This window comes from Shewanella marina JCM 15074 (assembly GCF_000614975.1).
GTDB classification, from domain to species: Bacteria; Pseudomonadota; Gammaproteobacteria; order Enterobacterales; family Shewanellaceae; genus Shewanella; species Shewanella marina.
The window spans coordinates 1-21,985 of sequence record NZ_BALM01000034.1; the positions used below are offsets into that span (position 1 = coordinate 1).

General features: G+C 39.7%; 22 protein-coding genes. 9 read left to right on the forward strand and 13 right to left on the reverse strand.

The genetic code is table 11. From position 1 onward, the window contains the following. On the forward strand, positions 1–2,376 hold a 2,376-nt coding region (locus JCM15074_RS24440), incomplete at its 5' end, for a hypothetical protein (protein ID WP_037469973.1). 182 nt (positions 2,377–2,558) lie between these two features. Here the strand turns inward: JCM15074_RS24440 and hppD are convergent. Continuing rightward, positions 2,559–3,599, reverse strand: a complete 1,041-nt coding sequence (hppD, locus tag JCM15074_RS17990) for a 4-hydroxyphenylpyruvate dioxygenase (RefSeq protein ID WP_025823043.1) — start codon at positions 3,597–3,599, stop codon at positions 2,559–2,561. Positions 3,600–3,673: 74 nt separating this feature from the next. Beyond that, positions 3,674–4,834 (reverse strand): homogentisate 1,2-dioxygenase, encoded by a 1,161-nt coding sequence (locus JCM15074_RS17995; RefSeq protein ID WP_025823046.1) that lies wholly within the window; start codon positions 4,832–4,834, stop codon positions 3,674–3,676. Between the two features lie 145 nt (positions 4,835–4,979). On the opposite strand from JCM15074_RS17995, the gene JCM15074_RS18000 reads away from it, so the two are divergent. Further along, the gene (locus JCM15074_RS18000) at positions 4,980–5,891 is read left to right on the forward strand and encodes a LysR family transcriptional regulator (RefSeq protein ID WP_025823048.1); all 912 of its coding nucleotides are present in this window, start codon (positions 4,980–4,982) and stop codon (positions 5,889–5,891) included. Between the two features lie 354 nt (positions 5,892–6,245). Then, positions 6,246–7,034: a TIGR00266 family protein gene (locus tag JCM15074_RS18005; RefSeq protein WP_037469976.1), complete on the forward strand. Its 789-nt coding sequence runs from the start codon at positions 6,246–6,248 to the stop codon at positions 7,032–7,034. A gap of 55 nt (positions 7,035–7,089) precedes the next feature. Here the strand turns inward: JCM15074_RS18005 and JCM15074_RS18010 are convergent, their stop codons facing one another. Beyond that, positions 7,090–7,545 (reverse strand): EVE domain-containing protein, encoded by a 456-nt coding sequence (locus tag JCM15074_RS18010; protein WP_025823051.1) that lies wholly within the window; start codon positions 7,543–7,545, stop codon positions 7,090–7,092. Between the two features lie 184 nt (positions 7,546–7,729). On the opposite strand from JCM15074_RS18010, the gene JCM15074_RS18015 reads away from it, so the two are divergent. Both JCM15074_RS18015 and JCM15074_RS18020 read left to right on the forward strand, forming a co-directional pair. Next, the gene (locus JCM15074_RS18015; protein WP_025823053.1) at positions 7,730–9,199 is read left to right on the forward strand and encodes a glycerophosphodiester phosphodiesterase; all 1,470 of its coding nucleotides are present in this window, start codon (positions 7,730–7,732) and stop codon (positions 9,197–9,199) included. Between the two features lie 8 nt (positions 9,200–9,207). Continuing rightward, positions 9,208–11,583 carry a carboxypeptidase-like regulatory domain-containing protein gene (locus tag JCM15074_RS18020; protein WP_025823055.1) on the forward strand — a complete coding sequence of 792 codons (2,376 nt, stop codon included), beginning with the start codon at positions 9,208–9,210 and terminating at the stop codon, positions 11,581–11,583. A 119-nt stretch (positions 11,584–11,702) separates the two neighbouring features. On the opposite strand, the gene JCM15074_RS18025 is transcribed toward JCM15074_RS18020, so the two are convergent. Next, on the reverse strand, positions 11,703–12,260 hold the full coding sequence (locus tag JCM15074_RS18025) for a MarR family winged helix-turn-helix transcriptional regulator (RefSeq protein WP_025823057.1): 558 nt from the start codon (positions 12,258–12,260) through the stop codon (positions 11,703–11,705). 89 nt (positions 12,261–12,349) lie between these two features. Between JCM15074_RS18025 and JCM15074_RS25085 the strand changes: the two genes are divergently transcribed. Genes JCM15074_RS25085 through JCM15074_RS18035 form a run of 3 tightly spaced genes read left to right on the forward strand, consistent with a single transcriptional unit; the run spans position 12,350 to position 13,670 of the window. Continuing rightward, on the forward strand, positions 12,350–12,667 hold the full coding sequence (locus JCM15074_RS25085) for a hypothetical protein (RefSeq protein ID WP_234400272.1): 318 nt from the start codon (positions 12,350–12,352) through the stop codon (positions 12,665–12,667). Beyond that, a complete protein-coding gene (locus JCM15074_RS25090) occupies positions 12,637–13,110 on the forward strand; it encodes a hypothetical protein (protein WP_234400273.1) in 474 nt (157 codons plus the stop codon). Before JCM15074_RS25085 ends, JCM15074_RS25090 begins: the two co-directional genes overlap by 31 nt. Then, positions 13,110–13,670: a redoxin domain-containing protein gene (locus JCM15074_RS18035; protein ID WP_025823058.1), complete on the forward strand. Its 561-nt coding sequence runs from the start codon at positions 13,110–13,112 to the stop codon at positions 13,668–13,670. Before JCM15074_RS25090 ends, JCM15074_RS18035 begins: the two co-directional genes overlap by 1 nt. A 389-nt stretch (positions 13,671–14,059) precedes the next feature. Here the strand turns inward: JCM15074_RS18035 and JCM15074_RS25340 are convergent, their stop codons facing one another. The 4 genes from JCM15074_RS25340 to JCM15074_RS18060 all read right to left on the reverse strand — a co-directional run bounded on the left by JCM15074_RS25340 (position 14,060) and on the right by JCM15074_RS18060 (position 15,693). Then, entirely contained in the window at positions 14,060–14,188 is a 129-nt protein-coding gene (locus JCM15074_RS25340) for a hypothetical protein (protein ID WP_267880202.1), read from the reverse strand. Between the two features lie 173 nt (positions 14,189–14,361). Then, complete coding sequence (locus tag JCM15074_RS22940) at positions 14,362–14,772, reverse strand: DUF998 domain-containing protein (RefSeq protein ID WP_306302238.1); 411 nt, start codon at positions 14,770–14,772, stop codon at positions 14,362–14,364. 34 nt (positions 14,773–14,806) lie between these two features. Further along, positions 14,807–15,388 (reverse strand): HD domain-containing protein, encoded by a 582-nt coding sequence (locus tag JCM15074_RS18055; protein WP_025823062.1) that lies wholly within the window; start codon positions 15,386–15,388, stop codon positions 14,807–14,809. 14 nt (positions 15,389–15,402) lie between these two features. Continuing rightward, positions 15,403–15,693 (reverse strand): putative quinol monooxygenase, encoded by a 291-nt coding sequence (locus JCM15074_RS18060; protein ID WP_025823064.1) that lies wholly within the window; start codon positions 15,691–15,693, stop codon positions 15,403–15,405. Positions 15,694–15,921: 228 nt separating this feature from the next. On the opposite strand from JCM15074_RS18060, the gene JCM15074_RS18065 reads away from it, so the two are divergent. Next, positions 15,922–17,139, forward strand: coding sequence for an RsmB/NOP family class I SAM-dependent RNA methyltransferase (locus tag JCM15074_RS18065; RefSeq protein WP_025823066.1), 1,218 nt, complete (start codon positions 15,922–15,924; stop codon positions 17,137–17,139). 47 nt (positions 17,140–17,186) lie between these two features. On the opposite strand, the gene JCM15074_RS18070 is transcribed toward JCM15074_RS18065, so the two are convergent. From JCM15074_RS18070 to JCM15074_RS25095, 5 genes are all read right to left on the reverse strand, one after another. After that, complete coding sequence (locus tag JCM15074_RS18070; RefSeq protein ID WP_025823068.1) at positions 17,187–17,795, reverse strand: hypothetical protein; 609 nt, start codon at positions 17,793–17,795, stop codon at positions 17,187–17,189. Between the two features lie 117 nt (positions 17,796–17,912). Then, a complete protein-coding gene (locus JCM15074_RS18075) occupies positions 17,913–19,139 on the reverse strand; it encodes a DEAD/DEAH box helicase (RefSeq protein ID WP_025823070.1) in 1,227 nt (408 codons plus the stop codon). A gap of 54 nt (positions 19,140–19,193) precedes the next feature. Further along, positions 19,194–19,925: a cytochrome b/b6 domain-containing protein gene (locus JCM15074_RS18080; RefSeq protein WP_025823072.1), complete on the reverse strand. Its 732-nt coding sequence runs from the start codon at positions 19,923–19,925 to the stop codon at positions 19,194–19,196. Positions 19,926–20,049: 124 nt separating this feature from the next. After that, positions 20,050–21,249, reverse strand: a complete 1,200-nt coding sequence (locus JCM15074_RS22945; protein WP_306302239.1) for an aryl-sulfate sulfotransferase — start codon at positions 21,247–21,249, stop codon at positions 20,050–20,052. A gap of 29 nt (positions 21,250–21,278) precedes the next feature. After that, a complete protein-coding gene (locus JCM15074_RS25095) occupies positions 21,279–21,818 on the reverse strand; it encodes an aryl-sulfate sulfotransferase N-terminal domain-containing protein (protein WP_234400274.1) in 540 nt (179 codons plus the stop codon). Positions 21,819–21,985: the final 167 nt, after the last annotated feature.

Here is a 21,985-nt window from a genome sequence, read left to right on the forward strand (position 1 = left end):
TTAGCAAGCTATAGCGGCAGTAATGGTGATCGAGATATCGATGTCAGTCATCAAGCCACATGGAGCATCGATGATGCGACAGTCGGCAGTTTAGGTGATAACGGTCTCGTGACCGCGAACAACAAACAAAACAGCGAATTAGTGTTAACCGCTAACTTTGCAGCGTTAAGCGATACCGCTAACTTTAAAGTCAATAATGTGACCTTAGAGAGCATTCGTATCGCACCAGAAGATGTCAAGTTTGATGAGGTGTTGCCGGTTGATTTATCGGTGAACTATTTGGTGTATGGTCAATATTCAGATGGTATTGAGCGGCCAATTAATGCCAGTGAAGTGACATGGAGTGCCTCTGTTAATGGCTTAGTGACCATTAATAATGACGGTAATGTACTGGGCTTAGCGGCTGGTGAGTTAGCCATTCAAGCGCAATATGTAACAGATCAAACCCACAATGCCACAGATGATTTACGAGTCAGTGACTTGGATTTATGGGATATCTATTTAAGCCCGAATCCATACACCACACCAGCAGGTACTAGCGTTCAGTATCAGCTGGTTGGTGCATATTCAGATCATAATTTGTATCCGGTTCCATTAGCAGATGTGGCGCAGTGGGGCTCAAGTATGCCAGAAGTGGCATCGGTATTAGTGGCTGAAGGGCAAGCACAAACGGAGCTGGAAGGTAGCACGGTGATTTCTGCTTGGTATAACGGTTATGTGGCCAATGCCGATCTGCATGTGACCCCTAGCTGTATTCCGGGTACCTTTGGCCGCGCGGCAATAGCCGTCGATACAACACTGTTTACCCCAAAACGTGCTGACTTTAAGGCGAAGTTAATATCGGGGTCTGATATTACGATTGATTGGGGTGATGGTAATAGCCAAGTATGGAATACGGGGACAGCCGTCCATTTATATAATAATGACTATCAAGGTGATGTGGTGTTTACTTGGGACGCTTGTAATCCAAGTCAATTAGAAGATTTAGAATTAAGACATAACTGGACAGGAGATATTAGCCAGCTAAATCAATTACCGTTAGTGGGCGGCGATATATACCTGCAAACAAATATTTCTATAGATGGCGACGCATCACAGCTAAAAGCGCCTGTGACTGGCGATTATTATACTAATACCTCATATACATCAGGCTCACTGGATAAGATTGCCGTAACTGCGACAACAATGAGGGTGTTAGGCAGTGAAACATTGAATGTAAGCGCGATTGGTGAACAAATGCAGTTAATACGTATGTTTGCAAATGTTTCATTAATTGGCACTGCAGCTGAGTTACCACAAAATGCGGTATTGACCAATTTAACAACAGCGCCTAAATCACCAAATAATGAGAATTTTTCTTATCATATGGCTAATTTGCCAAGAACAATTATTAGACAGTTAAATATTACAGGCGGTGCTGTTGGAACGGGCTTAATTGAAGATATCCCTGCTGGTTTTGGTAGTGAGCCTAATCCTGAATTAGGTGGCAGTGTTTATTTAAGATTAAGTTCTAGCTCATTAGGTGAAATTACGGGTGACTGGAATAATTATGATTGGTCGACTTGGATCCAGCCGACTGATCGATTCCAACTTGATGGTGCGGTAATTCCCTCAGGAGATATCGGACAGGTGTTAAGTGCGGGACCTAGTGTCACTCATTTCTATATTCATGGCATCTCTAATGGCCAGTATGCCAATATTTATGGTAATGCCGATAATATGACGATTAGTAATAAACAAAATATGAGAACCTTTCATATATTAACCCAAGGCGAGATTCACGCTACGGGTACTAATGGTCCCAGAGCGACTGAAAATTTTTACTTTAATACCAATCATAGTAATTCGTCATATACAGCAACCACTTTAGAGCTATCAGCAGCTACGCGTGAATTAGTAATTACAACTTCAAATACCCTTGTAACAGGACCCGCGGAAGATATTACTGCCGATCCATCATATCAGTTTAGTATTGAGTTGAATGATCCAGCAGGTAATCTTACTGGTAGCTTTAATGAGCAAGGTAAGAATGCCAGTAACTTATGGCGTATCTTTGGAGCCGGAAATAAAGCAACTGTTGATCTTGCCAAGGTAGGTTTTAATGCCAAACATATCTATTTTTATGGTAATAAAGATGGTGTTAATGGCGGCATTGCGACTATGTCACAAGCGGTCACTTGGTCAAATGTGCAATTTGTTCGGGTTGAAATGATTGATCAAGTATCCATGAGTAATTTACTTGAGTCGATAAAAACTTCAAGTGTTAATAATGGTGAGGTTACATTCTTCCAACCAGTAGCTCCTACAGATACGACTTTAATTAATGAAGTTAAAGCTAAGGGCTGGAAAGTTTTCCATAACAGTACAGAGTTATAAAATTGGATAACTAATAAAAAACCAGTGCAGATAGGCACTGGTTTTTTTATGTTTTTGATTGCTTAGTGACATCAATTAAATTGCTATAATTAAGCGATAATCATTCTGATTACTTTATTATAAAGCCACATAAGAAAGTGCCCGTTTATTAACGGGCGATTTTAGGTATAACCTGAGTGTGATTACAAGACGCCGCGTTTCATCTGATCGCGTTCGATTGATTCAAATAGTGCGGTAAAATTGCCTTCGCCAAAACCTAAATTATTCTTACGTTGGATGATCTCAATAAAAATTGGGCCAAATAGATTTTTAGTAAAGATTTGCAGTAAATAACCATTTTCATCACCATCGACTAGGATCTGATGATGTTTGATTTTTTCTCTATCCTCAGTTACTTGAGGTAACTTATCAAAGATAGTGTCATAGTACTCAGGAATAATATCTAAGGTTTGTACGCTAGTACCTTCCATTGCATCTAATGAGGCGACAATATCACGGCTTCTAAAGGCTAAATGTTGTACGCCCGGGCCATTATATTCATTAAGGTATTCATCGATTTGGTTATTGTTGTTGCCTTTACCTTCATTGATTGGAATACAGAAGCTGCCGTCTGGTGAACGCAGAGCATAAGAGATTAGGGCGGTTTGTACGCCACTTATGTCAAAGTAACGCACTTCGGTAAAGCCAAAGATATCTTTGTAGAAGTTAGCCCAGTGTTCCATGGTGCCTTTGTAGACATTATTAGTAAGGTGGTCGACCTCTAAGAAACCTTTATCTTGAGTTATGACTGGATGGGCTAAATCTTCGAAATCATTAAGGTAGATATTGTTGTTATCACCATAAGTATCGATAAAGTAAATTAGACTATCACCAATGCCATAAATTGCAGGATAAGGCAGATCTTTTGCTGTATCTGGCGCAGGTTTAGCACCACGTTCAACCGCGGTTTTAAAGGCAAAATCTGCGTTTTCGACGCGCCAGCCCATAGAGGTAATGGCTGGGCCGTGGCTTTTGGCAAACTCAGCTGAAAATCCCTGACGCTCTTTATTCAACAGAAAGTTAATGCCGTTTTGTTTGTAGTAGAGAATCTCTTTATCTTTAGCTTTTTTCAGTAATGAAAAACCGAAATCGATAAATACATCATGCATAAAGTTGGCATTAGGGCTTGCAAACTCCGTAAATTCAATACCGGTTAACCCTAATGGATTTTGTGTATCTGCCATGTTGTCGTCCTCTCTAATTTAAGCAGTATTCCGTTATCTGCTTATAAAATGTGTTTGTGCTCGTTGGTATAAGATTATTTTTCTAACCATGAACTGTTGTAATCTTTGCTCATGCATTGCCGCACATGTTCAGTGAGGTGTAATGGTGCAAAAGTATCAACCATTACTGCATACTCATAAGTTTCTGTTTTACCTATTGATGCTTCGGTTTTTCCCGGTTGAGGGCCATGTGGTACGCCTTTTTGATGTAAGGTCATATAGCCAGCTTCAATGCCTGTACGACTCATAAAGTCGCCATCTACGTAATAGAGCACTTCATCACTGTCAATATTGCTATGGTAATAAGGAGCAGGAATAGCTTGTGGATGGAAGTCATATAGGCGCGGTACAAAATTGCATATCACGAAGTTATGGGCGGTAAAAATAAGATGCTCTGATGGTGGTAAGTGAATTTGGCCTACTTTAGGGGCGTAATCTTGAATATTAATCGCCCATGGGTACACAAAACCGTCCCACCCTGCTAAATCAAATGGATGCCATTCTAATTGGCTGATTTGATAACGTTCACCATATTTACTGTAAAGTTGGAATTGTCCTTTTTCTACAATGGCATCTGCGAGTTCAGGGGTACGAATATCTCGTTCGCAATAGGGCGCTGACTCAAGCAGTTGGCCATATTCGTTACGGAAATGCTTCGGGATCTCCACCATAGAGTTGGCTTCTATGACAAATAGTCTGACATCATCATATTGATCAAATTTAAGTTGGTAGGTGGTGCCTCTTGGGATCACTAAATAATCCCATTGCCTGACATCAAGTTTACCGTATTCGCTGAGTAATGTTCCTTGGCCTTGATGCACAAAAACAATCTCATCACTATAAGCGTTACGATAAAACAAGTCGGTATCTTCAGTTACCTTAGCGGTATACATGGCGACATCGTTATTGTAAAAGATTTGATTTCGGCTTGAAAAAAAGTGTCCTGATTTATCGGCTAAACGGGAATCGATTTTATAGTTTTGGATCAGAGTGTCTTGCCATTTATTACCGTGTTCAACATTGACTGCTTCGACAGACAACACTTTAGTCGGCATGTTATGGTGATATTTATTGGAATAAATATTTGAAAAACCGTGGGTTGAAAACAGTTCTTCACGATAAAGTTCGCCATTATCCTTGGCAAAAGTGATATGACGCTTATGTGGAACTTGGCCTTGCTTAACATAAAAAGGCATATCGGCATGTCCTCTATGACAACTGACTGTTATTGTTATGTGAATATAATATCAATTTAGTGGTTCACTTTAATAAAAAAAAGAATAATAATTACCTTAAGATGTTCAATTTTTTAGATTGTATAGATAGCGTTACGGAGTCTAGATGCGAATAGATATTGATAGTTTTCAGTTGCTTCAAGTGTTAGTGGAGGAGGGAAGCTTTGCTAAGGCGGCTGAACGTTTACATAAAGCGCAATCAGCAATCAGTTACCAAATAAAAAAATTAGAGCAACATTTAGGTGTTTCACTATTTAGTCGTGAAGGCTATCGCGCAGAACTTACCGCAGAAGGTAAGGTGATTATGGCTGAAGGACAAAAGCTGCTGCAGCATATGGCAAATATTGAGCATTTAGCCCAGCGTTTTAGCCAAGGTTGGGAGCCGAAGTTGGAGTTAGTCATTGATGGCGCATTGCCAATGGAACCCATTTTAAGTGCGCTTAAACGCATGGCTGAGCTGAATTTACCCACTAAAATTCAATTAAAAGTCGAGTTTTTGACTGGGGTACAGTATCGATTTGAGCAAGATAAAGCCGATATCATGTTGGTTAAAGATTATCTTGCAGGGCCGAGTTATCATCAACAAGCTTTACCAGAAATTACCTGTATGTTAGTCGCTGCACCAAGTCATCCATTAGCGCAAATGCAGCAGATAAGGCTTGATCAAATGCAGCAATATGTCGAACTGACTATTCAAGATTCCGCGCCTGAACCAAGTTACCAAGATGAAATGCAGTTTCATGGTGAGAAGGTGTTTTATTTGTCGGGATTTTCAATGAAGAAGAGCGCCTTATTAATGGGGCTTGGTTATGGTTGGATGCCTGACTTTGTTATTCCAAATGAGATTGCCGCTGGTACGCTACAAAAAATCGACTTTATTGGTGGTAACTTATCACGATTTATTCCACAGTTAGTTTCTAATTTAGAACGGCCATTAGGTAAAGCTGGGCAGCTGTTTACCGAGATCATTATGGATGAGTTTGAAAAGATGCAGCATCTGAGTGCCGAGCTTGGTTAATTATATACCCAAACTACCTGAAGTTGCTATTTTCAGAAGCTTTAAGCAAGTTCAGTTCTAGGCACATCTATGCTGGAATGGTAATTCCCTTTTAAGTCGATGTAACAACGAATTGGGCTTGCTTAAAGCTTTCTTGGATGGGTTTTAACGCTTTTTATGCTGCGTTATTGATTTTGATAAGGGAGTAACCATTAACTTCAATCAATGCCTTGTCTAAAATACGTTAAACTCCCACTGAATCCTGCAACTTCAAATAGCTTGGGTATACTTATCACAAAACATTACAGTATCAGTTTGTATCAAAATGAGTTTAGCCGTAATCTAAACTCATTAAATATAAGAAAGGATAAGATTATGCGCTGCCATGAAGTTGATTATGAGATTATCGGTAATAGTATGCCATTGGTGGAGGTGGAATTAGATCCGCAAGAAACTGTTATTGCTGAAGCTGGTGCCATGGCTTACATGGAAACGGGAATTGAGTTTGAAGCGCGTATGGGGGATGGCTCACAACCTGAAAGTGGTTTCTTTTCAAAATTAATGAGTGCGGGTAAACGGGCTATTAGTGGCGAAAGCATTTTTATGACCCACTTTACTAATCAGGGCATGGGTAAAAGTCGAGTTGCATTTGCAGCGCCTTATCCGGGCACTCTGCTGGCGCTAGATTTATCCCAATATGGTGAGCAAATTACCTGCCAGAAAGACAGTTTTCTCGCTGCGGCCTTAGGGACAGAAGTGACCATGGCGTTTCATCGCAAACTGGGTACAGGCTTTTTTGGCGGTGAGGGCTTTATTCTGCAGCGTTTAAAAGGTGATGGTATGGTGTTTATTCATGCTGGCGGCACCTTGATTAAAAAAGAGTTAAAAGGTGAGACACTACGTGTTGATACTGGCTGTTTAGTCGGCTTCACTGATGGTATTGATTATGATATCGCTCGTGCCGGCTCACTTAAATCGATGGTTTTTGGTGGTGAAGGCATGTTTCTTGCGACGCTTTCTGGTCATGGGCATGTGTGGTTACAAAGTTTGCCATTTTCTCGTATGGCCGATCGTGTCATAGCTCATGCGCCAAGTGTGGGCGGCAGTGATCGTGGAGAAGGTTCAATTTTAGGTGGTATTGGCCGTATGATTGACGGTCGCTAATCCGTATATATGTCCATCATAAATGCCGCATTATGCGGCATTTTTATAGCGATATTTATTGGCATAGTTGGCTAATATATTGCCATTCATCGGTAGTAACAGGTTGTACACTTAAGCGACTACCTTTTTCGACTAAATACATAGTGCTGAGCTTAGGATCGGTTTTTATTTTCGCCAACGTTAAAGGTTTGACAAATTTTTGAGTAAATTTGATATCAACGGCATACCAACGTGGTTTATTGGGATCTGATTTGGGGTCAACATAAGCTGAATTGAGATCAAATGCACTAGGATCGATATAGCTATCGCTAACAACGGTTGCGCTACCGACAATTGCAGGCACTTTACAGCTTGAGTGATAGAAGAAGAGTTGATCTCCTATTTTTATTTTATCTCGGATAAAATTTCGAGCTTGATAATTACGAATTCCTGTCCAAGCTTCAATATCTTTTTGTTGTAAATCATCAATGCTGATTTCATCAGGTTCAGATTTAAATAACCAATAGTTCATTTTTTTACCGTATTAGTTTATGGATCGCTGAATTAGTGGATCTATTTTTGATAAGTTTAATCTAGATCACTGACATAGACCCCTTTAAAAATGAGAAAATAAGGATATTTTAATTATAAAAGATAGGGTTAGTCATATTTTGTACTAACCTCTAGCGTTAATTTACATTAGGGATTATGAATTAGTGAAGCGTTGTTATAACTTCAAATCTTTGTTTGTTGGCTGTAATTTATTGGTGATTTTTGCACTTGCAGGTTGTCAGTCGACACCTAAACAGGCTGCTGAAAGTAAATATATTCCAGAGTTAGCAAATTTGCCGCCATTAGCATTAAAATTTGCTGAAACTCCACAGAAAAGAGCTTATTTATTAGATCATCAACGTGCGTTAAATAAACGTAATTTATATTTGACGATTGGTGGCAATTTAGACTTTATTCAAGGTAAGTGTCCAATTGATGTGGTTGCACATCGTGGTCAAGTCGACCAACCTGAAAACTCTCCTAACGCCTTTATTTACGCGGCATTAAGTAATTTTGATGGCGCAGAAACCGATGTGATGTTAACTCGAGATGGCTATTGGGTCGTGATGCATGATCCTGAAACTGGGCGTACGGTTGCCCGTGTTGATGGGAAGCGATATCGGGTTTCAAAAATGAAAGCCAAAGATTGGGCAACATTGAGATTACGCGATAAAAATGGTGATTTAACCAATCAACGTGCCCCATTTGTAGATGATGTATTAAAGGCATGGCGAGATAGTGCTGGCTTAATGCAACCGATTAATATCGAATTAAAGTCAGATGCAAGCGTGACTGAGATGTATCATTTAGATCAAATGGTTCGTTCATATCTTGCACCCTCTCAATATTTCTATTCATCCATGAACATGGATGCTTTAGTCAAGATGCGGGAAGTTAATCCCTATATTTATTTAGGTTATGCATGGGATGCTGATTCAGAATCTATTGCCATTCTTAAACGAGATATGCGTAAAGCTGCTGCGTCAGACGCATCTTACCGTGCTCATAGATATGATATTGAACGGGCAATGGGCTATGAAAGTCGTTATCGTAGCCGTCAAGCTTCTAAAAAATATAGTGCGGTAACTGTACGTCAAAAGCTGGGCACAAACAGTGGTTTACATGTCGATATTCGTAATTTTGTTCGTCACCCATCCATTTATCAACGTGCTAAAGCGGCAGGTCTAAAACGAGTAGCAACTTATACCATTAATGGTACTGATTACCATCAGCAACAATTAGTCGCGTTAAAACGTATGGGCAGACAGCTACCTGATGAAGCGATTATGGACACCTCTAAATATCAGATTTGTAGCCAGTTAGCGCCAAGTTTAATTAAAGATGCGCCTCAACAGAGTGATTCCATTTATAACCCGGGTAAATTAGTTGATCAATTGCCTAATGATGCCGATTTTAGCCGCTTGGTTGATCAAGTGGATTATGTATTATCTGGCTCATATATCACTATTTCTGGCAAAATTAAACGTCTTCATGCTGCACGTACTCATAGCAAGCCTAAAGCTAAAGTTAAGCCTGTTGCGATAAAGCAGCCAAGTGTCCCTGTGGTTGCAGAAGATGAAACCTTTGATGTGTTACTTGCCCCAGTTGAAATTACCTTGCCAGTGAAACAATAGGAAACATGATGGAACCTACTGAAAATTCAGCGGCACCCGTACGGCCGTTACAAAAGTTGCGCCCTAAATATATTACGCTGATTTTATTTATCTTATCAGCAGTATATTTAATACCCGAGGCAGTATTTAATGCCAAATTAGTTAGCGTCGCCGGTGGTGGTGGTAGTAGCCATGAAGAGTTACATTTAGTTGAGCTATTTGGCCGTACCATTTCAGGTATCGGTGTCAGTTTATTAGTGTTGGACATGTTGCTTAAGGGCGCATTAGTACGCACCAAATTGCGTACATTTATGTGTTCATTATTAATTGTGGCTTTAGTGTGGCCAACGGTGTTTTTTGGCCAGAAATTATTAGTTGATAAATTATTGGTTGATCCAAGTACACCAACGCAGCGACAAGAAGCATTTTTTGCATCCATGTTACGCTCTGGTCTGGCAATCAACGCGGTTAAGATTAGTGGTTTACCATACAATTCTGCTCATGCCGCTTTGCCTGCTGAGATGACCTTTTTGGCGCTGATGGGTGGTTTAGTGTATGCCAACTCTGAGTTTATTGACCATGTTGAAAAACAGCAGCAAGCGATTGTAGGTAATTATATTACTAACCGTGCAGGGTTGGAGTTCCCAAAACACTATGCGCAATATCAGCAATTAAGAGATCAAGTCAATGAAGCTTGGACGCAATATCAAGGCGGCGTAAAAAAGTATAATGCAGCTATTGCATCATCACCTAGCCGAGCAGATAAAGCTTGGCAGCAAGTTGAAAATGAAATTGCCAGTGGTTGGAAAAAATATCAGCAAGCTGAAAAATCATATTTAGCTCGTGCTGAAAGCCGCGCACAAAAAATTGCACCTCAGATTTACGATGCATTTGAAGACAAAAATAGATGTATCGATCGTTACCAAAAAACCAGTAAGCAAAGAGGCAATCCAGAACGTTTACGCAGTTGTATTCGTAATGTTGAAGAAGATTACGCAAGAATATTGAAGCGCTATGACTTACCGTTTAAACCAATGGATTTTTGGTTGATCCGTGAAGAGGGGCGTATTCGCGGTGAAACATCGATTAAAGAATCGATTTTAACTTTAGGTTTATCAGCGTTGCTTGCAGGAATTGAAATTGCCGCAGGTGATGCGGGTGAGCAAGTGGTTAAGATGGTGTTTACCAATAAGGTGAGTCACTATACGCCTAAAATTTTAGCCTTGTATCAAGCGCAATTTAAGCGTGAAACGGGTTACCCAATGGGTATTAACAGCATGCTAGCTTTTAGACACCATGAGGTGACCAGTGCTAAAGTGCGAAAAAGTTTGGCTCAAAAAGATATTATTCTGGGTAAAAGTTGGCATATAACTGACTATAACCAGTTTGAAAAGGCCGTTGCAACAAAAGTCAGAAAAGAGGCTAATCGTCAGTGGCAACAACAAACTGCTGCACAAGGATTAGTGGCTAAACCCAATTTGAATTTTAATCAATTTCAACGTTTGGATAGCATTCAAAATCGTATTAAAGCGAAAATGGGCGAGCGTTATTATGTTAATCCAGTTTTGGCAACGTGGAATAATAAGCAGTTTTATCAACATGTGATAGTGCCTAATATTAATAAAGAGCGTGATTATTGGTTAGCCTACCTTGATGCTTCACTCGCGCAATTTGCTGATGGTGGCCCGTTAGCTGAAGATGGTAAGTCAGCTTTACGATCAGTATTGGTACCGCCAATCTCGATGTCGATTTCGCTATTACTTGTGATTTTAACTGCGCTTAAATTGCCGATAAAGTTTTGGCAAGTGGTTAAGCCGAGCGAAAGCCATTCTCACAAGTGGCTCAATGGCGCAGTGTCATTTGGCTTGATTATTGCAGTGCTATTAGTGCCCGTGACGGTGCTTAATTCAAAATTTACCGAAGAGACAAGTACTACGGGTTACTTCTTTGACAAGGTGTCTGAAAATAGCTCACCTGTAGTGTCATATGCATTAACTTGGGTGATTCATACCCAGCCATTAGTGCAGCCGATTGGTTATGCGATTGATAATCAACTTGGGATCACTCAGTTATTTAAGCAAGTGTTGGAAGCACCAATTAATGAATTTGATAAAGTGGTGATGGCGGAGTTAAATCCACCAATCAGCCATGAAGCATTAAAAATTGCTAAATCTGATATTCTGAATGAGCAAGGCACCATTAAGTTATTACCGTTTACTGTGGATACTAATGTGGCCAATGCCAAAGTTAGGATTATGAATATTAAGCCGAGTTATAAGGCGGGAATGATGTTGCCTCCAAGCAATTATGATGTTGAAATTTCTGCGCCCGGTTATCAAACTCAGCGACTATGGCTGAAGCATAACAGCCAAGGTAGCCACAAAATAAGCTTAACTCGCCAATAATTACTGGTGTGCATTAAAAAGGAGAACTTAGGTTCTCCTTTTTGTTACCTAGATAAAAGCGTTATGGCTAACCAAAGATGTTGATGTGATGTGTAAACAAAAACCAAGCATCGATAAGTCTATTTCTCAGTAAACTCACGACAAATTAATAATGTCTCTTCTTTAAGCAATAGCTCATTAGTTAATTGGCAATGGTAGTGTGTTTGGTCAATCGTTTGGTTATATTGGCAATTTAGACATTGACCAAACATTTTACTGCCATGTTGATGTTGTAACTGTACTAATAAGTTGCTTAATTGGGTAATGATAGGCGATACGTCAGTGTTGCCAATACTGGTCATCAATTTTGATGGCATCAGTTGTTTTACCAAAGACTCACCCGCTGTAGTGACTTGGATATGCGCAATTCTTTTGTCATGAGTATCTTTGTGTTTAACGATAAGTTGTTTTTTCTCAAGTACCTTTAAGGTTTGCGATACAGTGCCTTTGGTTTGGCCTAAATATTCGGTTACTGCCATGGGCGTATCCGAATAACGATTACATTGGCTTAAATAATAGAGTGCTTCTAGCTGCACTGAAAGTAAGCCATGTTGTTGTAATGCCTGTCTATTCTCAGCCCTAATTAGGCTCGACGTTCGCTCAAGTAGCGTTTGAAGTTCAATTATATTCTTATTCATAGCTGAATAGTATCGAATCAACACTAATTTGACAAGTTCAAAAAATAACCGTATACATAGTATTGACTCGAAACTAATTGGAGCGAACTATGAAAATTAATATGGTATCGATAATACTGACGCTATTGTTAGTCAGTTATCAGCAAACCAGTTTTGCAGATGCTAAGCATCAAGGCGGTATTCAAGCTATATCACAAACTCACATCCAACCTGAATTTGATATTGTTCATGCAAAAGTGGTCATGAAAGATAATGTGGCCACTTTCCATATGGCGGTATCGGGTAAGGCGGGGGGCTTAAGCCAACTGCATCGGGGAAACTCGCTGGCGCCAAAGCATATGCTTATGTATGGCCCACTAACATTGATAGCTTTGATGTGGGCTTTGAACGAAAGGCGGGGATCTTAGCGCTGGCGGTGGCGACTCATCCTGATTTTGATGACACGCCATTGTTTGATGAAAATGGCGATAATAATACCAATAATGATGGTAATGTTTGGCACAGCCACTGGGTGGTGTTGGTGCCAGATGAGCGTTGTGGTAAAGGTGCTTTAACGGTTAAAGATATTCCTAAAGGCGCGAAACCGCGTTTACCTAAAACGTGGCCAGGATTACCTATTTTACTGGATAGTCCGGGCTGGCAACCTATCTTGACTGGTGAAACCGTTGAGGTAAAAGTGCCATTTGACTCAGTACAAACCGATCAAGTAATTCATTATGATGGCGTAACGGCAGGACTAAGAGTCAGTGCGAATCTACATGCGCCGCTATTTTGTGTCACCAATGTTTTTGATGTTGCCTCGGGTGATTTAAGCCTTCCAGGCAGAGCTGATCCAAAGGAGAGCAAATAATGAAATTAACTGATTTTGGGAAAAGCCCTAATCTATATGTTAGTGAATGGCTTAATACTGAGACAAAACTAAGTTTAGCGGAGTTGCAAGGGCAAGTAGTGGTGGTGTTTGTATTTCAAATGCTGTGTCCTGCCTGTGTGTCACATAGTATGCCGCAAGCTAAAAAGGTAGCGCAGGTTTTCGCTCATGAAAATGTTAAGGTGATAGGTTTGCATTCAGTGTTTGAGCACCACCAAGCGATGCAAACCGAGGCTTTAAAGGCATTTTTATATGAATATAAGATAAACTTTGCCGTGGCTATTGATGAGTCTTCTGAAGCGAGCTTTATTCCAAAAACCATGCAAGAGTATCAATTTCAAGGCACACCAACACTGCTTTTGATTGATACTAATGGGCATCGGAGGATGCAGCATTTTGGTCATTTGGATGATATGGTGTTAGCGCATGCGATTAGTGAATTACTAAATGAACACTCCAACAGCAATAAGGTAGTCGTTGACTCTGCCGCAAATACTGAACCATTGAATCCAAGTTGTGATGATAATGGCTGTAAACCTTAGTTAGCGCAATGGCTTCGAGGTGTTATTGAAATATCGTAGAGGGTGTTATTGATTAACATCAGTTGTACTGCGATAAGTTTAGTTAATGGTCAATTATTTTTTAAACGGTAACCCATTAAAAAAAGTAAGCCCGAAATTAACCAAGCAAAACTCACTGAGATGGCAACTAGATCCATGAAGTGGGGATGACGTATCCAAAGTTGTATACCAAGTAAGCCTCTAATAATACAAAGTGCAGAAATGAGATAAACCACCCATGTTAACCAAGGTCATGTGCGGATAACTTTTGCAGCAGATAGTGCATATATGCCACATATAATTAAAGAGGCTAGAAATCATAATATTGGCAATAGGCGCGAACATTGTGCCATTTTGCGCAGAAGTTATGATTACTGTAGGCGCCTTTGAGCTGCATAACATTGTGGGCCAAGGATCAAACAAGAAAGGTGGGTCATGGCGGTTACAATACTGATGGCGGCTGCAAGTATCAATAGATAAGTACCAATACGATTGTTCATTATCACTCTCTAATTATTGACTAGGATATTCAAACAACATAACCATAATAATTGCAGCCCATAACCGATTCTTTGATGGGTACCAGCGTTAGTTTTATTTTTAAAAGCTTGAGCAAGTGTATACATAAAATAGATTGATGCTAATAAGCTGATTAATGAGAAAAATTTAAATATTAATGAAAATGAGCTAACAAATAGTGCCGTAATAGGGATAACAACATAATAAATCCAGCCCAAGAATGTATTTTACAATTAACACTTGGTGATTTGGTATAAGGGTCTTTGTCCATGGGAAAGTAGCCTGCTACCAATGTGCCTACACCATGAATAATGATCAATATACCAATAAAAATGATCGCTATTGATGTCTGATTATGCTGAATTAAATAAAAACCGAAAAGACAAAATAATATGGCAAGTGGATAGTTATTGATAGGAGGACTCAGTGTTTCAGTTGGGCTGCCACTTGCGCCCAGTTCACTGCAAAATTGTGTACTGTGATTATATCCAGAGTATTGACTCGCGGTGAAAGCGACGCTAACAGTTACCCAAAGCGTGGCGATAAGCGCAGAATAAGAATATATGAGTTCAAAATAACCATCTCCTTAGTGGTGTTTCTTATCGTAAAATCCCATCTTTAACCGCTTGGTCTAATTTTTGCCTGATTGCAGCCCATAACGATTCACTGCCATTACTAATCGCTTTACCATTTAGTTCGTATACCTGCTGTTTGTCGATGCCATGTTTTTGCCAACTATGACCATTATCATGGAGGTTATGTAACAAAGGCGGCACACGGTCAATGGCTTTGGCAAATTTAGCCTCATTGGTTTTACCTGCCTCAAATTCATGCCAAAGTGATATATATTGCGTTGCCATTTTCTCTGGCAGTATGGCAAATAAACGTTCGACACTTACACGTTCACTGCCTATTTGTTGTGGACAATTACGATCATAAATAATTTTATCACCAGCATCTATTTCACCTAAATCGTGTATAAGCAGCATTTTTATAACGTGTTCAATATTGATAGGGGAGTTTGAATATTCTTTGAGAAGCATTGCACTCAACGCGACATGCCAGCTATGTTCGGCAGAATTTTCATACCGTTTTAATCCTACAGGCCTAGATTTCCTCAATATGTCTTTAAGTTGCTCTATTTCAATAATAAAGAGCAAAATCTGTTCAATATTTTGCAATGATGGCTCCCTATTTAAATTTGGCTCATCTCATTAACAGTAAATGAAGCAACTTTGCCTTCGGTAACGCTAAGGTATTGGGCAATATGTTCGCTTGCCATATGTTGTTGCCATAACTCTCTCGTTTGCCAATTCTCAAAAAATAAGAATATTGCCGGATTGTCATTGTCTTGATGTAAGTCATATTGCAAGCAACCTTGCTCATTTAAGGTCGCTGCAATTAAGTTTTGTAGAGCAGATTTTACAATATCAATACTGTCTTGATGGGCAATGATTTGGGCAACAATAGTTAATGGTCGAGTCATAATAAGACCGTTTATTCGTTAATGAATAACTCAAGATAAAGGATTTTAATGTTAATGAATAGTGTCTATTTTGAGGGTGGAAATCACATTTTAATGATGCATAGAATCAATGATATAAATTTACGACAGTAGAATGTCATTATTGCTTGCTTATACCATGGGTATTATTTGCAAGATTAGCTAATTTCCCCTATGATCCGTCGGTTTTTTATCGCTTACGGTGCCCACATGCTACAAACTTCTCTTTCTGGCAGTTCATCTGAACTGGTTATCAATGTTTTAACCCGCGTTTTGGCCGAAAGTAAGCCACTTGATCGTGCTTATTCTCTTGAATTTTCAGGCTTAAAATTACTGCCTGCAGAGCAAGCTCGTATTACCTTTGTAGTGGGTGATATTTTACGTCGCTTAAATTTATATTGTTATGTAGCTGATACATCACCTGAGTTGATGGAACGTGAAGGTTCTCGTTTACTTAATGCGTGGCATCTATTTCATCAATTACCATTGCCTAAAATGGCGTATTCGTTACAAATGGATGAAGCAAAGCTAAATGACCGTATTGAACAAGCGAAAGCTAACCCTGTGTTGTGGGATGGTTGCCCGCAATGGTTGGAAGATATGGGACTTGAGCAGTTAGGTGATGCATGGCCTGCTGAACGCGCTGCGTTAACGGCTGCACCTAAACGCTACATTCGTGTCAACACATTAAAATGTGACCGTGAACAATTACAAGCCAAATTAGCCAAAGAAGGTGTTATAACCGAAGTTGTAGAGGGCGTTGAAAGCGCGTTAGAAGTGACTTCTGATTCAGCATTATTCCGAACTCAGTGTTTCCAAGACGGTTTATTTGAGCAACAAGATGCTGGCTCTCAAAAAGTCGCTGCAGCACTTGATGCTAAGCCGGGCATGCGCGTTGTTGATGCTTGTGCAGGTGCTGGTGGTAAAACGTTACATATTGCCGCACAAATGCAGGGTAAAGGTCGCTTATTAGCGATGGACGTTGAACAGTGGAAACTGGATAACCTTAAACAACGTGCTCGCCGCGCCGCGGCTCATAACGTTGAAACACGTATTATTGCCAGCAGTAAGACGATTAAACGCTTAAAATTAACTGCTGACCGCGTGTTACTTGATGTACCTTGTTCTGGTTTAGGGGTATTAAAGCGTAATCCTGATTCTAAATGGCGTGATACCGCTGAACGTTTACCTGTGTTGATGGCATTACAAGAGCAAATTCTACAGAGCTATAGCCGTATGGTTAAAGTTGATGGAATTTTAGTATACGCAACTTGTTCGATTATGCCGTGCGAGAACCGTCAGCAAATTGATAAGTTTTTAGCCGCTAATCCACATTTCACTCTACTTGAAGATGAAACCATTACGCCTGCAAACTCTGGCTTTGATGGTTTTTATTTAGCTAAGATGGTACGTACTAGCGAAGCTTAAGCATTGCTTGAATATTAAATGCCGCAAATATTGCGGCATTTTTATTTTTAGCGGGTCGCTAGAGTGATGATACTTTTGTCATGTAACCATTGTTCAATATTGATATCAATATTGGTTGGTAGCGTAAATAATCGGCAACTATATAGTAGGGGTTGCTGTTGTTCGTTTTTCAAATTAATGATTTTTTGATGTACATTATTTGCCTGTAATTCATTAGTGAGAGGCAGAAGTACATATAAACTTGTATCAATAATCTGGGTACATAAGTCAGTATCTCGCAATTGATTCTTTATCTGGTGTTGAACGATTGATTTGGTAGAATCACTTATGTTTGTATTATTATTTAATATACAAACAAGTAAGACATGACTTAAATGGTGTCGAATTGCTAAATTATTTTGCCACACGATCAATCTACAAAAATCTTGAAAATTCAGATCAAAATGGTTCGGTTGATGTGCTATATCGGTATGATCCAGCATTTGTAAATCAGCAGTTTGCTGTGCCATTAATGCTGAGATGTCAGATATTTCATTCATAATATCAAGCACGTAGCTCGGTGGTTCGATGTTGTTCAAATTTTGCTTAACGCGATTGGACAATAACTTTAGCTTGTTCTCTATTTGTTGCTGTTTTTGTATTAAAGATAGTGACATGCGTATACGCCCAACCTATATAAATTACATTAGTTTAATCTATATTAATCGTCACTCTAGGTCATTATTTTGTAGAAGATATAAAAATAAATATGCCTAATTAGGGCATATTATAGTTTATTTTCTTTTTGATGCTTGTAGCGCTCGTTGTCTTGCTCTTTGTTTTTGAGCGCCTTTTTTATTTCGTCTTGGCGTTTCTTCAAATAAACTTAAGTCAGGTTCAAAGCCTGGATACCACTGCTGCGGTAGGCGTTTATCGAGTAAAACCTCTAATGATTCTAATAAACGGGCATCATCATTACTAAAGAGTGTTATTGCTGTTCCTTTATTGCCAGCACGACCTGTACGGCCAATGCGGTGAATATAATCTTCACATACAAAAGGTAGCTCATAATTGATAACGTAATTAAGCGCTTTAATATCAATGCCGCGTGCAGCCACGTCAGTTGCGACTAATGCTTGAATTTTGCCTTGTTTAAACTCATCGAGTAAAGATGCGCGTACTGCTTGAGAGTAATCGCTATGAAACGCTTTGGCATTGATTTGTGCCTGCTGCAATTGTTTTGCTATTTCATCTGCGCCTTGTTTAGTACGGCTAAAAATTAATGTTTGCTCAATCGGTTTATGTTTAATTAAATGGGCAATAAGTGCAGATTTTTTATTGGTATCTACCGCATAAAAAAGTTGTTCAATATCTGCTGCTGCCGTATTACGTTGATCAACTTCAATCAATTTAGGTTGATTGAGTAAACGTTTACTTAAATTAAATAGTGTATCGTTAAATGTTGCTGAAAACAGGAGTGTTTGGCGCGCTTTAGGTAATAGTTTTAAGATGGCCTTAATTTCATCCATAAACCCCATATCAAGCATACGATCAGCCTCATCGAATACTAAATATTGTACGTGTTTTAAATTAATTACGCGGTGGCGCAAATGATCTAATAACCGTCCCGGAGTGGCGACAATGAGATCTACTCCCGTTTTTAAGCGGGTAACTTGAGCCGAAATACTGACACCGCCATAAACCATTGCCGTTTTAATTGGGGTATTAACACAGTAACTGGCAATATTGGCATGCACTTGTTCAGCCAGTTCTCGGGTCGGCACCAAAATAAGTGCTTGGGGCTGTGGTTTGTCTTGTGGTGCTTGTTCAAGCAGATGATGCAGGATAGGCAAGCTAAATGCCGCTGTTTTACCTGTACCTGTTTGAGCGCCAGCCATTACATCATGATGCGCCAAAATTTCAGGAATAGTCTGCGCTTGAATAGGCGTCGGCGATTGATAGCCTAGCTGATTAATATTATCGAGTAGTTGCTGATTAAGCATTAAAGAAGAAAAGGTCATAAAATCCACCACATCATTATTGTGGTGGATTTTAGCAGAATTATGGCGAGTTTTTTACTGTTTATCTTGCGGTGGTTTATTCAAAATCTTATTACCATTGATCATGGCACTGACTAAGCTGACTTTAGTTTTAATCTCTGTGCGCACCACAAAAAAGATATGTAACACAATCATAAACATTAATAGATAGGCTGCCCATAGGTGGACTTTACCAAATGGTTTCTTAAATACTTTAAGTTGCTGCATCTGTTGTGGATTAACGTGAGTTTTATCGTATGGTTGCAGCAGCGGTGCATTGGCTGGAGTATCAGCGACATAATGGCGTACTGCGTCACCAAATGGTGGATAATAAATATCGGTACCTGCACGGACTAAGCCGGTAATCGCTAATGTGATCAATAATAGGTAGATGGCTAACATGGCAAGTTTTGCTAGAGGATTGTGACCTAGATATTGTGGCTCATCTCCAGTTTTACTTAATTGACGAAATTGTGCCAACTGTTTGAAATAGCCTTTTTGCGGCACAATTGCCCGCCATGAGGCAAAGCCTTTTCCAACGACACTCCAAACTAAACGTACAATTAAATTAATCACAAAAATATAACCAATAACAATATGCACGGCTTTAATTGCAATTTTTGCTGGGGTGCCACTGATCCCGAGTTCTGGCTTAAATAGCATAATTAAGCCAATAAAAATTAAGCTAATGACACTTAAAAAATTGATCCAATGGAAAATACGAGTAGGGCGATCCCATACTTTATAAGAGGTTAATAACGCAGACATAAGCAGCTTACTAAATGAATTGTGCTGCTATTTTAGTAGGGATTAGTATTTTTAGCTATTGAGTTTTATCAGGTGAGGGAAAGCAGCAAACGCTTTATAAGCGATGCTGCTTTAATCTGTTTACTTAAAAGGCAGGTTTTATGGTAATTGCACGATATCCGACGCCACCAATACGGTTGGAGTCGATATCAATATCAACAGCAGGCGTGGTGCTGCCGTGTTTCATCTCGACTAGATTTGATTTAACAATCCCTGCGCCTTCCGTATCTTTTGGATTACCTAGGCCACCACCAACACCGAAAATCATTGATGACGCTGAATACACCATCATTGAATCTTTATCATCTTGGTATTCGACGATAGAGGTAATGGGTGAATACCACTGCCAGCCTAAATCTTTACCAAATTCCCACTCTTGGCTAACCGTCAAATCTTGTTCGTTAATCTTATATTCAACTGCTCGGCTGTATTTCTCGTTACCAAACATCGGTTGGCGGTTCGCTCGGCCATCACCGTTATCAAATACAGATAAGGTGCCTTTGGGCGTTAAATAGGCGGTGTGCTGAGTCCAAGTCCAATCAAATCCACCTGAGCAACTACCGTTATAGCAATTTAATTTATTGCCCTGACTGTCTGTTGGGGTAAGCACTTTTTTAGCCAGTTCACCCTTCCAGCCTCGGGGATCAGATAGAATCCATTTTACTTGGTTATCACGACCTATTTTTATTACCGCTGACTGGTGGCGCGAGCTGATGATGATACTGTCATCTTTAGCATCATATTCGATTGAGTTCACATGTGCCCAGTTACGACCCGCACCAACGCCAGGAATATCACCATAAGGCGCATTTTCTAAATCTTCTGCAGTCATCTGCTTACCGGCGGCGTCTAAATTCACATTTAAACATACTGCGCCCATATCAAGCGCTTTTAGGGTGATATCGCGGTGATTGTCTAAAATTGTATTTAAGTCCCATACATGGACCACATCACCATTTGGATCAACTTCAATAATATGGTCACGGATCGTATTTACTTTTTTACCGTTGGGCAGTAAATAATCCTTTTTAGCTACACGTAGTAGGTAGTTACCGTTTGGCATTTGTTGGATTTCGTGAGAAAAGTCAATAAAGTTGCCCGGTAACGGTTTATCAAAAACGGTACGGCCAAGTAGATCCATCTTGTAATATGATTGACCTTGGCCAAAGATCAGTTTGCCATCATTAACTTGATGGAGTCCCATTAAATAACCGGTTTTATAGTAGTTATTTGGGTCATGAATATCAGTATCTAAATACCAACGGATCTCTCCTTGAGTATCTATGGCAAATACTTGCGGAGTTGCATCCCAAGCTAATGAGCCGGTGCGCTTGGGTTATTGTGCGCCATTTTGGCGTCAGCAGCAGTCGGACCTGAAAAGTTGACTAAATAGAGTCTATCTTTAAAAGCTTCATCAACTTTATTGACTTTAACGATAGGCGCTTTAGCCCATTGAGTATCACCGCTTGAGCCAAAATCAACATCATTGGTCCAAATACTATAAGTATGTGAAAGTGCTTTACCGTCAAGTTGGTAATTAACTGTGACTTTATTGGCGTAAGCTGGGTATAGGCCAAATACAGGAATACCGCCATAAGTGGCAATCGTGCTGTTTTTTACCGGGTAATTAATATCCACGCCATTGTTATCTTTACCCTGTACTGTCACCGTTACATTTTTAATGTTTTTACCTGCATCATCAATTACAGCGGTAAGTGGTGCATAGCCAAATGGATTGACTTCAACGACACCGAGCGGACCACTTGAATGAACTTTTAATCCTTCAGGCCCTGCTGCTAAAGCAGAAAACGCAAGTGTTGAACATAGCGCAATGGCTACAGTAGAAAGTCTCATAGATAACCTCAAAATCACTAAATTGCGCTTACTGTATGGATTTTTAAAATAAACAGTTAGGAGCTACCTCACATTATTAATGACAGGTAATTAAGTAAATTCTCAATCTGAGATCATGAGCTAATTCTGTTAATTCTGAGCTTATGCGATGGAACTTTTTAGCTGTA

Excerpts from the sequence above, each read along its gene's own strand:
- hppD (WP_025823043.1), bottom strand. The coding sequence starts at position 3,599 with ATGGCAGATACACAAAATCCATTAGGGTTAACCGGTATTGAATTTACG.
- JCM15074_RS17995 (WP_025823046.1), bottom strand. The coding sequence starts at position 4,834 with ATGCCTTTTTATGTTAAGCAAGGCCAAGTTCCACATAAGCGTCATATC.
- JCM15074_RS18000 (WP_025823048.1), top strand. The coding sequence starts at position 4,980 with ATGCGAATAGATATTGATAGTTTTCAGTTGCTTCAAGTGTTAGTGGAG.
- JCM15074_RS18005 (WP_037469976.1), top strand. The coding sequence starts at position 6,246 with ATGCGCTGCCATGAAGTTGATTATGAGATTATCGGTAATAGTATGCCA.
- JCM15074_RS18010 (WP_025823051.1), bottom strand. The coding sequence starts at position 7,545 with ATGAACTATTGGTTATTTAAATCTGAACCTGATGAAATCAGCATTGAT.
- JCM15074_RS18020 (WP_025823055.1), top strand. The coding sequence starts at position 9,208 with ATGGAACCTACTGAAAATTCAGCGGCACCCGTACGGCCGTTACAAAAG.
- JCM15074_RS18025 (WP_025823057.1), bottom strand. The coding sequence starts at position 12,260 with ATGAATAAGAATATAATTGAACTTCAAACGCTACTTGAGCGAACGTCG.
- JCM15074_RS25085 (WP_234400272.1), top strand. The coding sequence starts at position 12,350 with ATGAAAATTAATATGGTATCGATAATACTGACGCTATTGTTAGTCAGT.
- JCM15074_RS18035 (WP_025823058.1), top strand. The coding sequence starts at position 13,110 with ATGAAATTAACTGATTTTGGGAAAAGCCCTAATCTATATGTTAGTGAA.
- JCM15074_RS25340 (WP_267880202.1), bottom strand. The coding sequence starts at position 14,188 with ATGAACAATCGTATTGGTACTTATCTATTGATACTTGCAGCCGCCATC.
- JCM15074_RS18060 (WP_025823064.1), bottom strand. The coding sequence starts at position 15,693 with ATGACTCGACCATTAACTATTGTTGCCCAAATCATTGCCCATCAAGAC.
- JCM15074_RS18065 (WP_025823066.1), top strand. The coding sequence starts at position 15,922 with ATGCTACAAACTTCTCTTTCTGGCAGTTCATCTGAACTGGTTATCAAT.
- JCM15074_RS18070 (WP_025823068.1), bottom strand. The coding sequence starts at position 17,795 with ATGTCACTATCTTTAATACAAAAACAGCAACAAATAGAGAACAAGCTA.
- JCM15074_RS18075 (WP_025823070.1), bottom strand. The coding sequence starts at position 19,139 with ATGACCTTTTCTTCTTTAATGCTTAATCAGCAACTACTCGATAATATT.
- JCM15074_RS18080 (WP_025823072.1), bottom strand. The coding sequence starts at position 19,925 with ATGTCTGCGTTATTAACCTCTTATAAAGTATGGGATCGCCCTACTCGT.
- JCM15074_RS25095 (WP_234400274.1), bottom strand. The coding sequence starts at position 21,818 with ATGAGACTTTCTACTGTAGCCATTGCGCTATGTTCAACACTTGCGTTT.